Genomic DNA, 13,026 nt, shown 5'->3' with positions numbered 1-13,026 from the left:
CTCGACTCTCCCGGTAATCGGGCTGTCACAGTATGAACATGGCACGTTTACCCGATGTGCCAGGGCGATGGCGCTCGTCACAGTCATTCGGGGGCCGGCAACCGATGGCTGGGGAGGTGGCGGTGACCACCGTCGCGCTCAAGGATGTATCCAAGGTCTTTGTTGACGGAACCGTCGCCGTCGACAAGGTCAACCTCGACGTCAACGACGGTGAGTTCATGGTGCTCCTCGGCCCGTCCGGCTGCGGCAAGTCGACCGTGCTGCGGATGATCGCCGGGCTGGAGGATCCGAGCAGCGGTGCGGTGCTGCTCGACGGCGAGCTGGCCAACGACATTCCGCCCCGGGACCGCCGGGTCGCGATGGTCTTCCAGGACTTCGCCCTCTACCCGCACATGTCGGTGGGGGACAACATCGCCTTCCCACTGCGCCTGTCCGGAGTGGAGACGGCGTCCCGGCAGGAGCGGGTGGCGGACGTCGCCAGCGCGTTGGGCATCGGCGACGTGCTCGCCCGCAAGCCCAGTCAGCTATCCGGTGGCCAGCGGCAACGGGTGGCGATGGGGCGGGCCATCGTCCGCCGTCCCGGCTTGTTCCTGATGGACGAGCCACTGTCTAACCTGGACAGCGGGCTGCGGGCCGAGCTGCGGGCGGAAATCTCCGGGCTGGTCCGCGAGCTCGGCGTCAGCACCGTCTACGTCACCCACGACCAGGCCGAGGCGCTCACCATGGCCGACCGGGTGGCAATCATGCGCAAGGGCGTGCTGCAGGACGTCGGCACCCCGACCGAGGTGTACGGCCGGCCGGCCACCCTCTACGTCGCCGCGTTCCTCGGCAGCCCCCGGATGAACCTGCTGGAGGCCTCGGTCTACGTCCATCTCGACCGCTACGTCGCGCTCAACCTGGGCGAACAGACCCTCTACCTGCCCTGGACCGATCTGCGCGCCCGGGCCGTGTCGCACTACCACGGGGAACGCATCGTGGTCGGCCTGCGGGCCGAGGCCCTGACCCCGGTGGCCCCCGGCAGCTCGGACGACGTGCTGCAGGGCCGGATCCGGTTCCTCGAACACCACGGCCACGAGTCGTTGGCCTACCTCGACATCGGGGCCACCGCGATCGTGGTCGACGACCTCGCCGGCACGGCGGTGGAGCCGGCCGGCACCGGCAGCCGGCTGCGCCGGTTCGGCGGCGTGATGCAGCGCCTCACCGGTCGGTCCGTCGGGCGGGCGGGCGTCGCCGACCAATCGGCCGAGTCCGGCCCGGACCGGGAGAGCGTGCTCAGCGACCCGGGGCGGCACCACCGCCGGCCGGCCGAGCTGGCCGTGCGACTGGCTCCGTACCCGGCGGTCACCACCGGCCATCCACTGGCCGTCTCGGTCCGGATGGACGCCCTGCACTTCTTCGACGAACGGGGTGACCGGATCGACGTCGGCTGGCGATGAGTGGGCAGATGGCGATGAGTGACTAACCGGTCACCATGGGCTGGCGCGCTGGTGGAAACCGAGCCGGCCGACCGGAGATCAGGTTAGATTGGCTGCGTGCTCGGTCTACCCGCTCATGTGACCGCCTGCCTGTTCGACCTCGATGGGGTGTTGACTCAGACCGCGAAAGTGCACAACGCGGCGTGGGAAGAAACTTTCAACAACTTCCTCCGCGCCCGAGCCGACGAGACCGGCCATCCGTTCCAGCCATTCGATCCGGGCGCCGACTACAGCCGGTACGTCGACGGTCGGCCACGGTCCGACGGGGTGCGTTCCTTCCTCGCCTCGCGCGGCGTTGAGCTTCCCGAGGGGTCGGCGGACGACCCCCCGGAGGCCGACACCGTGTACGGCATCGGCACCCGGAAAAACGAGGTGCTGCTGCGACGCATCGCCGAGGACGGGGTGCAGGTCTACGACGGTTCGCTGGCCTACCTTCATGCTGCCCGCTGGGTCGGGCTGCACCGGGCCGTCGTCTCGGCCAGCGCCAACTGCCGGGACATGCTGATCGCGGCGGGGATTGAGGAGTTGGTCGAGGTGCGGGTAGACGGGGTGATCGCGCGCGAAAAGGGCCTGCGGGGCAAGCCGGAACCGGACACGTTCCTGGCCGCTGCCGCGCAGCTCGGCGTCGAGCCGGGCAACGCTGCGGTGTTCGAGGACGCGCTGGCCGGCGTGACGGCGGCGCGTGCGGGGGAGTTCGGCTGTGTCATCGGTGTCGACCGGGTCGGCATCGGTGACGAACTGCTCGCCAACGGTGCCGACATCGTAGTGAGCGATCTGGGGGAGTTGCTAATCGGAGCCGAACGGTGATCCGCGAGCGGGCCTACCCCGTGGAGCCGTGGCACGTGCGGGAAACCCGGCTCGACTTCGACATCCTGGCCCAGTCGGAGTCGGTCTTCGCCCTCGCGAACGGGCACGTCGGATTCCGCGGCAACCTGGACGAGGGCGAACCGCACGGCCTGCCCGGCACCTACCTGAACTCGTTCTACGAGTTGCGGCCGCTGCCGTACGCCGAAGCCGGCTACGGCTTCCCCGAGTCCGGCCAGACGCTGGTCAACGTCACCAACGGCAAACCGATCCGGCTGCTGATCGACGACGAGCCGTTCGACGTGCGCTACGGCGACCTGCTCTCCCACGAGCGGGTGCTCGACCTGCGGGCCGGTCTGCTGGACCGCCGGCTGGAGTGGCGCTCGCCGGCCGGGCGTACCGCCCGGGTCCGCAGCACCCGGCTGGTGTCGTTCACCCAACGGGCGGTCGCGGCGATCTGCTTCGAGGTGGAGGCGGTCGACGAACCGTTGCGCATCATCGTGCAGTCCGAGCTGGTCGCCAATGAGGAGCTGCCGGCACAGAGCAAGGACCCGCGCGTCGCGGCGGTGCTGGAGACGCCGCTGCAGGCCGAGGAGCGGCTGGTGCAGCCCGACGGCGGGCTGCTCATTCACCGGACCAAGGCCAGCGGGCTGCGGATGGCGGCGGCGATGGGGCACGATATCGACGGCCCCGGCGAGGTGTCGGTCAGCACCGAGGGTTTCGACGACTGGGTCCGGACCACCGTCTCCTGCCTGCTGGAGCCGGGGCAGCGGCTGCGGATGGTGAAGCTGCTGACGTACGGTTGGTCCAGTCAGCGCTCGTTGCCGGCGCTGCGCGACCAGGTCGGCGCGGCGTTGGCCGGCGCCCGGATCTCCGGCTGGGAAGGGCTCTGCGCCGAGCAGCGCAAGTACCTCGACGACTTCTGGGGCCACTCGGACGTGCGGGTGGACGGCGACCCGGAGATCCAGCAGGCGGTCCGGTTCGGGCTGTTCCACGTGCTGCAGGCCGGTGCCCGAGCCGAGCAGCGGCCGATCGCGGCGAAGGGCCTGACCGGACCGGGATACGACGGGCACGCCTTCTGGGACACCGAGATGTTCGTGCTGCCGGTACTGACCTATACCCAGCCAGGGGCGGTCGCCTCGGTGCTGCGCTGGCGGCACTCGACCCTGGACCAGGCGCGGGAGCGGGCCCGGATGCTCGGGCTCAACGGGGCGGCGTTCCCGTGGCGGACCATCCGTGGCCAGGAGTGCTCGGCGTACTGGCCGGCCGGCACGGCCGCGTTCCACGTGGCGGCGGACATCGCCGACGCGGTCCGACGGTACGTGCACGCTACCGGGGACGTCGAGTTCGAGCGGGAGATCGGCCTCGAACTGCTGGTGGAGACCGCCCGGTTGTGGCGTTCGCTGGGCCACCACGACCGGCACGGCCGGTTCCACATCGACGGGGTGACCGGGCCGGACGAGTACACCGCCGTGGTCGACGACAACATCTACACCAACCTGATGGCGCAGCGGAACCTGCTGACCGCCGCCGACTGCGCGCTGCGCTACGCCGACCGGGCCTGGGTGCTCGGCGTCGACGACGAGGAGACCGCGGCCTGGCGGGACGCGGCGCTGTCGATGCACGTCCCGTACGACGACGAGCTGGGCGTGCACCCGCAGTCGGCCGGGTTCACCCGGCACCAGGAGTGGGACTTCGCCGGCGCCCCGCAGGACCACTATCCGCTGCTGCTGCACTACCCGTACTTCGATCTGTACCGCAAGCAGGTAGTCAAGCAGGCCGACCTGGCGCTGGCGATGCACTGGCGGGGCGACGCGTTCACCGAGCAGGAGAAGGCCCGCAACTTCGCCTACTACGAGCGGCGTACGGTGCGGGACTCGTCGTTGTCGGCGTGCACTCAGTCGGTGATAGCCGCGGAGACCGGCCATCTGGAGCTCGCCCACGACTACATGGGTGAGGCCGCGTTGATGGACCTGCACGACATCAACCGCAACACCCGCGACGGCATCCACGTGGCCGCCCTGGCCGGGGCGTGGCTCGCGCTGGTCGCCGGCTTCGGGGGGATGCGTGACCACGGCGGGGAGCTGACCTTCGCTCCCCGGCTGCCGCAGCGGATCAACCGGCTGGAGTTCGCCATGATGTGGCGGGGCCTGCGGCTGCGGGTGGCGGTCCAGCATGACGAGGTGACCTACTCGCTGCGTGACGTCGACCCGAACGCCACCGTTGACCTTACCCACCACGGCGAGCCGATCACGGTGGCTGCGGACAAGCCGGTCACCCGGGCGATCCCGCCGGCCAATCCGGTCGGTCCGCCGCCGCAGCAGCCGACCGGCCGGTCACCGGTACGCCGGTCGGCGCGTACCGACTGACCACCTCCTCGTGCGGTGCCGGGCCGACCCGGCACCGCAGGAGGAGAGGAGGTCAGGTCACAGCAGGGACAGATGTACGTGGTTGGTGTGGTCGCTGTTCGGATCGCCGTTGGCGCCGCTGTACGAACTCCAACCGGTGGTCGGTGACCAGAACTGGCGGTACCAGATGACGTAGAGGATGCCGAGCTTGTCGGCGTTGCGGACCAGGAAGGCGGTCAGGTTGTTGCCGTACAGCCGGTCGTCGCCGAAGGCGTCGCCGCCGAACCCCTGCTGCTGGGCGGAGAAGTCGCAGGCCCGCCCCTTGGGGTGCTCGAACGGCCCACCGGGGCGGAAGCAGGAGACGAAGCGGGTGAAGCCGGCCTTTTTCGCTTCGTTCAGCGCGTGCATGGTGCGCGGAGTGATACAGCCGCTCGTGGTGGGGTCGTCCAGACTGCACGACTGGGACGGCCAGGAACCGTCCGAGTTACGCGGCGCCTGGGCGGCGACCGGCGAGGTGGCCGAGACGAACCCGTTGGTGGCGACCGCGCCGACCAGTTGCAGGGCCTTTTCGGCCTCTTCCTTCTGCCGGGCCATTGCCTCGAGTTGCTGTTCCTCGCGGGCCACTTCGGCGTCGATCGCGGCGACTGCCCGAGCTGCCTGTTCGCGTGCCTCGTTGAGCTCCCGAATCCGCTTGTTGTCGTGCATGGCGATCATGTCCAGGCCTTCGGCGCGTTCCAGCAACTCGTCCGGGTCCGCGCTGTTGAGCAGGACCATCACCGGGGTGATCCGGCCGAGACGGTACGAGTTGGAGGCGACCTGGCCGATCTGTGGGGTCAGCGCGGAAATCCGTTCCTCGACCTTTTCCAACTCGAGGTTGAGCTTTAACTGGCGTTTGCGGGACTCGTCGACCGCCGCCTTGGCTTCGACGAAGCCCCGGCCGGTCGATTCGAGCACTTCGCTGAGCAGTGGCGGGGCGCCTTCGTCATCCGGATCCTGAGCGGCGGCTGGCGACACTACGACGAACCCAGCGAGCAGGGCGGCGACGGCGGCGAGGGCCGCGGTCGTCGGAATCCGCCGGCGGAGGGGTGCGGTCATCCTGTTCCTTTCCTTGGCCGCCGACCGAGTTAGCTGACGGGTTCGGGACGGAACGATCCCTACCGCTGGCGCGGATTCACCCCGGTGGAAACGTGGTTCCCCGGCTCACCCCGGAGGGCGATTGGGCGGCGGTCACCGCCGGCACCGGTGGGCGCCGCCTGGCGAAGACCGCCGGCAAGCTTACCGGATTGGTCACCGGCATCAACACCTCGACAATCCTGACTGAGCTGGAAAAATCCGTTACCAGCCAACGACTTTCGGTGATGTCCACTTTCTGCGTTCGACGGCGTACGACAAGTCGTCAGGGGTCGGTATCGCTGCGCCGAGGTTAGCGGCTGACTACAGTGCGTATGAGGAAGCGGGAAAGTCGTAGCGTCGGACGGATCTTCGGTGAGAGATGACGATTCCCCGGTCGGGCCGCCGGACGCCGACAGCGTGGTGGTGATCGGCCTCGGCCGGTTCGGTGGTCAGGTCGCCCAGTCTCTGCTCCGCCTCGGCCACGATGTGCTGGGCATCGACGAGCATCCCAAACGGGTGCATCGCTGGTCCGAGCGGCTGCCGAGGGTGATCGAGGCGGATTCAACCGATGACCAGGCGTTGCGCCAGTGTGGCGTCGCCGACTGCCCCCGCGCGGTGGTCGGCATCGGCTCGGACGTCGAGGCCAGCATCCTTACCGTGGTGGCGCTGACCGAGCTGGGTGTCCCGGAGGTCTGGGCGAAGGCGGTCACCGCCAAGCACGGCCGGATCCTCGCCTCGGTCGGCGCGCACCATGTGATCCTTCCGGAGGCGGCGATGGGTGACCGGGTAGCCCGCCTGCTGGCCAGTCGGATGCTCGACTTCATCGAGTTCGACGACGGGTTCGCCATCGCCAAGGTCTGCGCCCCGCCGGACGCCGCCGGCCGGACGTTGGCCGAGTGCCGGCTACGTCAGCGGTACGGCATCACGGTGGTCGGGATCAAGGAGCGGGACCGGCAGCTGAGGTACGCGGGACCTGAGACGTTGATCCCGCCGGATGCGCTGCTGATCGTCGCCGGGGCAACCACGGCGGTTCAGCAGTTCGGCCGGTGAACATGGGCGTGAACGCCTCATCACACCTTCATTTCGTGAGCTGATCAGCCGCCGGACTTTCGCAAACTCGTGACTCAGGCTACAGTCCCTGCATGGGAGCGCTTCCATCGATGGATGTGCCCCCGTTGAAGTAGTCGACGCGTGGCGCGGCGATGGCGACATCACCGTGTCAACCGCACAGCTCCCGAGGCTGGCGGCGGGCCAAGCCCGGACTCCGCCGCCAGCCCGCGCACCACCTGTCGAGAGGAGGTGGAACCAGAGCCACTCGCGTGGCCCGGCTCCCGCGCGTCACGCACGACCCGGACGCCAGACCGCTCGTGCGTGTTCAGCAACTGATGGTGGGGACGGGGGTTGCCCTCCCCGTCCCCACGCTAGTCCTCGATTGTTACGGCGGGGAATCGCCAACAAGTCAGGACCGCGACGCCGATCTGTCCGACAGCGCTGCCCGGCCTGTCGATGCATCGGCAGGCTTCGTTGTGTATTGGGGCCTGGGCAGTGGCTGGGTTGCCGCGCCCGATCTGCGGCGACGGTCGGGCCGGGCCCTTACCGGTCGACCTGGTCCCGCCGGACATCACCGTCACCAACACGCCGTGGAACAGCCGGATCCCGGCCGGCGGCAGCGTACAGCTCGGTTTCGTGGTCAGGCACTCGGTGAGCAACCCGCCGCCGACGGACTTCCTGCTCAACGGCGACCGGTGCGCGTCCTCGGGCTGACCCTCGTCGAAGACGCGCTGGTGACGGCGGCTTGCTAGCCTCGCCCGCATGCGGGTGCTGGTGGTCGAGGACGACCCCGAGGTACGCAGTGCCGTCGTCACCGCGCTGCGCTCCGGCGGATTCGCCGTCGACCAGGCGGCCGACTGGAGCCAGGCCGACCTGAGCATGAGCATCAACGACTACGACTGCCTGGTGCTCGACCGGATCCTTCCGGAAGGCGACTCACTGCACCAGCTCGGCCACCGACGGCGGGCCGGGCTCACCACACCGGCCCTGGTGCTCACCGCGCTGGACAGCGCCGGGGACCGGATCGCCGGGTTTCAGGCCGGCGTCGACGACTACGTGGTGAAGCCCTTCGTCACCGCCGAACTGGTGCTGCGGGTCCGGGCGCTCTGCCGACGCCGTGGCGCCACCACCCCACCGCTGCTGCGGGTGGCGGATCTGGAGGTCGACGCCGCCCGCCGGGAGGTGCGCCGCGCCGGCGTCCTGCTGACGCTCACCCGCAAGGAGTTCGCCGTACTTGAAATGCTGCTGGTCCGGCGCCCGGCGGTGGCCAGCCGCAGCGACCTGTTCGAACACTGTTGGGACGAGCTCGCCGACCCCAGCTCGAACGTGGTGGACGCGGTGGTCGCCCAGCTGCGCCGCAAGCTCGGCGAGCCGCAGTTGATTCACACCGTACGCGGGGTCGGCTACCGGGTTGGCGGGGCGCCGTCGTGACCGCCGGCCGAATTGGCGGGGTGCCGTCGTGAACCGCCGCGTTCGGCGGGGTGGCAAGCCGCTGCAGACCGCCGACCGGCTGCGTAACCTGCGGATCCGGATCACGCTGCTGGTGATGGCGATCAACGTGGTCGGCCTGGCCGGGATGGGTGCCGTCGCGTTGCTGGTCGACGGGCGGCAGCGCGACGAGGTGGTCGCCGCCGAGCTGCGGCGTACCGCCAGCACCGCCGCCGCCCTGCTCTACTACGAGTCCGGGGCGCTGCAGCTCGACAAACTGTTCGACAACGCGGTCGCCAACGGCACCACCGCCGTCTACGTCTACGAGGCCGGCCGGGCCGACCTCAGCCTGGTCTTCGCGTATCCGGCCCGGCTGCCGGTCGTACCGCCGGACAACCTGCTGGCGCCGGCCCGGACGGTCTGGACCTCCGGCACCGAGCTCGCCGGCGGGGTCGGCGACACCGCCGAAACCTCCACCCCACTGCTCGCCGTACCGTTCGAGCACGCCGTCACCGGGGCGGTTGCCGGCGCCGTCGTCGTGCTCGGTGACACCGGGCCGGCCGAGACCGCCAACCGGCGGCTGGCCCTGGCCCTGGTCGCTGGCGGCGTCAGCTTCACCGCGCTGGCCTGCGCCGGCGGTTACCTGCTCGCCCGCCGCGGCACCGAGCCCATCGCCGACGCGCTCAACCAGCAGGAACGGTTCGTCGCCGACGCCGCGCACGAGCTACGCACCCCGTTGACCGTGATCCGTGCCGTCTCCGAGACCGCGCTGGCCGAGCCGCAGCGCCGCCCGGCGGCGCTGCGCCAGGTGGTGCGCTCCGCCGACCGGCTCGCCGACTCGGTCTCGGTCCTGCTCACCCGGGCCCAGCTCGTCGCCGGCCTGCGCGACCTGCGCCGCGAGCTGTTTCGCCTGGACCAACTGGCCGAGGAGGTGCTGACCGACACCGTCGTCGCGCCGCACCGCGCGGTGCCGGTCACCGAGGCGGTGGTGGCGTACGGCGACCCGGCGCTGGTCCGGATCGCGCTGCGCAACCTGATTCAGAACGCGGTCCAGCACGGTCGGGCCGCCGACCAGCCGGCCGAGATCCGGCTCGAGGTCACCCCTGGACCGCCGACGGTACGGGTACGCGACCGTGGCACCGGGCTCAGCGAAGCCGTCGCCGCCGCGCCCGAGCAGCGGTTCCGCAGCGGCACCGAGGACGGCACCGGGCTCGGGCTGGCCATCGCCAGCTGGGTGGCGCAACTGCACGGCGGACAGCTGCGGCTGGTCAACGCCGAAGGCGGCGGTGCCGAGGCCCGGCTGCGGCTGCCCGGCGGTCAGGGCGGGTAGGGCGGTATGCCCGAGCGGACAGGCCAGCGTGCCGGGAGCACCCGATCAGGGCACGTAGACCGCGTTGCCGCCGTCAGGGCGGATCGCGAACCAGCTGCCCGACTGGCCGTGACCGTTCGCGTCGCCGGGCATCCGGTCACCGGCGTACCCGTACAGCGGCCAGCCGGCCAGGCTCAGCTGCCGGGTTCCGTCGGACCGGTCGAAGCAGCCGACCAGCTGCCGGTCGATCCCCTCCACCCGTACCTCGCCCTCGCAGGGGGCCGGAAGCCAGGATTGCCGGCACTGTCCCTCGCAGGCGGACCAGGTCGGTGCCGCGGTGTCCCGGTCGGACCGGTACAGCACGAACCCCTGCGCGTCGATGACGATTTCGTCCAGCGTCCGGGAGTCGACCGCGTACAACGCGGTGCCGGTCGCGGTGGACGACGGCGCGGCGGAGACACCCGCCGGGGTCCCGGCCCCGGGGTCACTGCACCCGGTGAGGACCAACCCGGTGAGGGTCAGCACCGCGCCCGAGATCAACCGTCTCATCAAAATCTCACGCTCCTACCAGCAGGATAGGCGGGTCCGACCGGGTCCAGGAGGTGGACGTGCGCACGTTGCTGCGGCCGACGGCGGTGCTCGGCCTGCTGTCGGTGCTGACCGGATGCGTCGCTGCCGGCGGCGGCGAGCAGACGGCACCGGCCAGCGCCTGCGGCAGCCGCATCGCGGTCCTCGGCCCGCTCTCCGGCGACTCGGCCGATCTCGGCGGCAACGTCCGCGACGGAGCCCGCCTGGCCTTCGACCAGTACCGGGCGGAGCATCCGGACTGCCCGGTGGAGCTGGTCGAGTTCGATTCGCAGGGCGACCCGAAGCAGGCCCCCGCGCTGGCCCAGCAGATCGTCAACGACGCGCGCATCATCGGGGTGGTCGGTCCGGGTTTCTCCGGCGAGGCCGAAGCGGCACTGCCGATCTTCGACCAGGGTGGCGTCGCCACCATCACCACCTCGGCGACCCGTACCGAACTGAGCGAACGCGGCTGGTCCACCTTCCACCGGCTGGTCGGCAACGACGCCGCGCAGGGGCGTGCCGTCGGTCGGTACATCGACCAGGCGCTGGGCGGCACGGCGGTGTTCGTCGTCGACGACGGCGGGGCGTACGGCCAGGGGCTGGCCGACCAGGTGGCCGCCGGACTCGGCGCCAAGGTGGTGCAGCGGGCGACGGTCGCCGCCGGCGCGACCGACTTCAGTGCGGTCGTCGGGCAGATCCGTTCGGCCGACGCCGACGTGGTCTTCTACGGCGGCTACTACGCGGAAGCCGGTCGGCTGCGCCGCCAGCTCCGCGCGGCCGACATCCCGGCGACCTTCGTCGCCGGTGACGGGGCGAAGGCGGACGGCTTTCTCCGCGAGGCCGGCGACGACGCCGAGACCGGGGTGGTGATCACCTGCCCCTGCCTGCCGCCGGAGCGGGCCGGGGCCGAGTTCCCGCAGCGCTACCGGGAACGCTTCGGGGTGGAGCCGGGCACCAACTCCGCCGAGTCGTACGACGCGGCGACGGTGTTTCTCGCCGGAATCCAGGCCGGACATGGTGACCGGGCCGCGATGGCGGCGTTCGTCGACGACTACGACGCGCCCGGGGTCACCACCCGGATCGCCTGGACCGGCACCGGTGAGCTGGTGGCGTCGTCGGTGGTGGTCTGGGCGTTCCGCGTCCAGCAGGGCCGGTTCGTGGCGGAGCGGTCCATCCCGGCAAGTTGACCTGTGCGCCCCTGGCGGGCGCGTCCGTGAACGTGGCAGAGGAGTTCAGTCATGACCCTACCGACCACGGCTGGCAGTGGCGGTGCCGGCGACGCCTGCCCCGGGGCGGGTAACCGGCCCGGTGGTGGCACCGAGAAGGTGCTGCGCGCCGTCGCGGCCGGCCCGCTCGGCGCGTACCCGTTGCTGGAGGCCGCGTTCTGCTGGAACGAACGGCGGCCGGTCGGCTGGCGTCGGCTGGGGGCGGCGCCGGCCACCGCGGACCGGCAGCTACCGGTGGCGCAGACCGAGCAGCCGGCAGCGGCGGCCCGGACCGCTCGCCTGCTGTCCACGATCACCTGGTCGGTGACCAGCCCGGTCGGTGCAGCCACGTCGCTGACCAGGGTCGAGGTGTCCTCGGACGGGTACCACCGGGTGTTGCGGGCGTTGGCCGGCGCGTGGCGCGACGGGCGGCGGATGCTCGGCAGTCCCGGACTGGCGGCCGCGCACTACCCCGCTGCGCTGGCCGTCTGGCGGATGGCCGCGCTACTGGCTCCGGCGGACCGGACCGCCGGGGTGCTCGCCATCTCGGTGAGCACCCCGGCGGCGGCGCTGCTGCGAAGTGCCGCGCCGGCGTTGGCGCTGCCGCACACGGTCGTCGAGCGCAGTGGGCGCAGCACCGTGATCCGGGTGGACCGCCCGACGCTGTTCCGCCGGCTGCTGACCGAGATCGACCCGGCCGCCGCCGGTGCGGGTGACGGTAGGCCCGCCGGACGGCCGGTGGTGGCGGTCGGACGCCGGCTGCCGGCCGAACCGATGCGCCGGCTGGCGGCCGCCGGCTGACCGTGCCGTCGGCCGGGCCGACCGAGTCCACCGGCTGGGCCGCCGGAGCCCGCAACCGGTCAGCAGGTCAGCCGGCTGCGGCGGGGCCGGTCCGGCGACGCGGCCGGCGGGTCAGCCCGAAGCCGACCACGCCACCGACGGCGGCCAGTACACCACCGGCCACCGTCCAGATCCACCGACTCGTCAGGCCGGGCAACCAGCCGCTGAACCAGCCGACGACGCCCTCCCACCAGGACTCATCGCTGACCTGTCCGGCGGCGACCGGGTCGCCGGCAACGGCATCGCTGGCGAGCACCGCCCCCTGCCGTACGGTCGGCGTCAGCGGCGCCGCCAGCCGGCCGCCCTCCGGGCTGGTGTCGCCCGACACGTCGGCGCTCACCTGCAGCTCGACCTGCACCGGCAGACCGAGGTCCTGCTCCGGCAGGTCGGTGACGGAGAGCCGGACGTAGTAGGTGCCGGGTAGTGGATCGGCGGACCACGGCTCCGCCCAGGCCCGGACCTGCCGCAGTACGCAGCCCGCCCGTACCTGCCGGTCGGTGGCGGAGCCGACGGGTGCCTGCATGCCCGCGGTGCACGGCTGGCGGCGGCGCAGCCCGTCGAACACGTCGATGGTCCAGGTCGACGCGCCGCTGCGCGTCGCCGGGTCGGCGAGGGTCACGGTTGCCGCGATCGAGCTGGTCTGGCCGGCCTGGGCCGGGAACGACCAGTACAGGTACTCGCCGGTCGCGGCGGAGACCCGGACCGGCTGGTCGATGTGGACCGCCGCGGCGGTGAGGAACGACGTACCGGCCTTGGTGAGAGTGGCCTCCGCCGGTGCCGGGGTGGGGCCGTCGGCCGCCGCCGGGGTCGCGACGAGAAGGACGGCGGCGCCAGCGGCACCGACGGCCAGGCCGGTGCGGGTCAGCCGGAATGTACGGCGGGTCAAC

The 13,026-nt window shown here is 71.4% G+C and carries 12 protein-coding genes and 1 riboswitch; of the genes, 9 read left to right on the top strand and 3 right to left on the bottom strand.

Annotated features, from left to right (window positions below; all coding sequences use genetic code 11):
* The first annotated feature begins 122 nt into the window (after window positions 1–122).
* The 3 genes from ACFHWU_RS05085 (at window position 123) to ACFHWU_RS05075 (ending at window position 4,648) form a co-directional block, all read left to right on the top strand.
* Entirely contained in the window at window positions 123–1,436 is a 1,314-nt protein-coding gene (locus ACFHWU_RS05085; RefSeq protein WP_416551169.1) for an ABC transporter ATP-binding protein, read from the top strand.
* A gap of 96 nt (window positions 1,437–1,532) precedes the next feature.
* The gene (locus ACFHWU_RS05080) at window positions 1,533–2,282 is read left to right on the top strand and encodes an HAD family hydrolase (RefSeq protein WP_416589912.1); all 750 of its coding nucleotides are present in this window, start codon (window positions 1,533–1,535) and stop codon (window positions 2,280–2,282) included.
* Window positions 2,279–4,648, top strand: a complete 2,370-nt coding sequence (locus ACFHWU_RS05075) for a glycoside hydrolase family 65 protein (protein ID WP_416589911.1) — start codon at window positions 2,279–2,281, stop codon at window positions 4,646–4,648. The genes ACFHWU_RS05080 and ACFHWU_RS05075 overlap by 4 nt, the downstream gene beginning before the upstream one ends.
* Window positions 4,649–4,705: 57 nt before the next feature.
* Here ACFHWU_RS05075 and ACFHWU_RS05070 read toward each other — a convergent pair whose 3' ends face one another.
* Window positions 4,706–5,722: a coiled-coil domain-containing protein gene (locus tag ACFHWU_RS05070; protein ID WP_416551172.1), complete on the bottom strand. Its 1,017-nt coding sequence runs from the start codon at window positions 5,720–5,722 to the stop codon at window positions 4,706–4,708.
* A 2-nt stretch (window positions 5,723–5,724) separates the two neighbouring features.
* A riboswitch (cyclic di-AMP (ydaO/yuaA leader) is annotated at window positions 5,725–5,860 on the bottom strand.
* 252 nt (window positions 5,861–6,112) lie between these two features.
* On the opposite strand from ACFHWU_RS05070, the gene ACFHWU_RS05065 reads away from it, so the two are divergent.
* The 4 genes from ACFHWU_RS05065 to ACFHWU_RS05050 all read left to right on the top strand — a co-directional run bounded on the left by ACFHWU_RS05065 (window position 6,113) and on the right by ACFHWU_RS05050 (window position 9,548).
* Complete coding sequence (locus tag ACFHWU_RS05065) at window positions 6,113–6,790, top strand: potassium channel family protein (protein ID WP_416589910.1); 678 nt, start codon at window positions 6,113–6,115, stop codon at window positions 6,788–6,790.
* Between the two features lie 504 nt (window positions 6,791–7,294).
* Window positions 7,295–7,504 (top strand): cellulose binding domain-containing protein, encoded by a 210-nt coding sequence (locus tag ACFHWU_RS05060; protein WP_416589909.1) that lies wholly within the window; start codon window positions 7,295–7,297, stop codon window positions 7,502–7,504.
* 48 nt (window positions 7,505–7,552) lie between these two features.
* Window positions 7,553–8,221, top strand: a complete 669-nt coding sequence (locus ACFHWU_RS05055; protein ID WP_416551175.1) for a winged helix-turn-helix domain-containing protein — start codon at window positions 7,553–7,555, stop codon at window positions 8,219–8,221.
* A 28-nt stretch (window positions 8,222–8,249) separates the two neighbouring features.
* Complete coding sequence (locus ACFHWU_RS05050) at window positions 8,250–9,548, top strand: sensor histidine kinase (RefSeq protein ID WP_416551176.1); 1,299 nt, start codon at window positions 8,250–8,252, stop codon at window positions 9,546–9,548.
* Window positions 9,549–9,593: 45 nt separating this feature from the next.
* On the opposite strand, the gene ACFHWU_RS05045 is transcribed toward ACFHWU_RS05050, so the two are convergent.
* Window positions 9,594–10,076, bottom strand: coding sequence for a hypothetical protein (locus ACFHWU_RS05045; protein ID WP_416551177.1), 483 nt, complete (start codon window positions 10,074–10,076; stop codon window positions 9,594–9,596).
* Between the two features lie 59 nt (window positions 10,077–10,135).
* Between ACFHWU_RS05045 and ACFHWU_RS05040 the strand changes: the two genes are divergently transcribed.
* The gene (locus tag ACFHWU_RS05040) at window positions 10,136–11,281 is read left to right on the top strand and encodes a branched-chain amino acid ABC transporter substrate-binding protein (RefSeq protein ID WP_416567840.1); all 1,146 of its coding nucleotides are present in this window, start codon (window positions 10,136–10,138) and stop codon (window positions 11,279–11,281) included.
* A 51-nt stretch (window positions 11,282–11,332) separates the two neighbouring features.
* Entirely contained in the window at window positions 11,333–12,100 is a 768-nt protein-coding gene (locus tag ACFHWU_RS05035) for a hypothetical protein (protein ID WP_416551179.1), read from the top strand.
* Window positions 12,101–12,167: 67 nt separating this feature from the next.
* On the opposite strand, the gene ACFHWU_RS05030 is transcribed toward ACFHWU_RS05035, so the two are convergent.
* Window positions 12,168–13,025 (bottom strand): peptidase, encoded by an 858-nt coding sequence (locus tag ACFHWU_RS05030; RefSeq protein ID WP_416551180.1) that lies wholly within the window; start codon window positions 13,023–13,025, stop codon window positions 12,168–12,170.
* Window position 13,026 lies beyond the last annotated feature (1 nt).

Origin of the sequence: Micromonospora sp. LOL_015 (genome assembly GCF_048060275.1) — a bacterium.
In the GTDB taxonomy this organism is placed as follows: Bacteria; Actinomycetota; Actinomycetes; order Mycobacteriales; family Micromonosporaceae; genus Micromonospora_E.
This window is presented reverse-complemented; position numbering and strand designations above follow the sequence as displayed.

Bases quoted from the DNA above. Each gene is read 5' to 3' on its own strand.
- ACFHWU_RS05070 (WP_416551172.1), bottom strand. From the start codon at position 5,722: ATGACCGCACCCCTCCGCCGGCGGATTCCGACGACCGCGGCCCTCGCC.
- ACFHWU_RS05035 (WP_416551179.1), top strand. From the start codon at position 11,333: ATGACCCTACCGACCACGGCTGGCAGTGGCGGTGCCGGCGACGCCTGC.
- ACFHWU_RS05045 (WP_416551177.1), bottom strand. From the start codon at position 10,076: ATGAGACGGTTGATCTCGGGCGCGGTGCTGACCCTCACCGGGTTGGTC.
- ACFHWU_RS05055 (WP_416551175.1), top strand. From the start codon at position 7,553: ATGCGGGTGCTGGTGGTCGAGGACGACCCCGAGGTACGCAGTGCCGTC.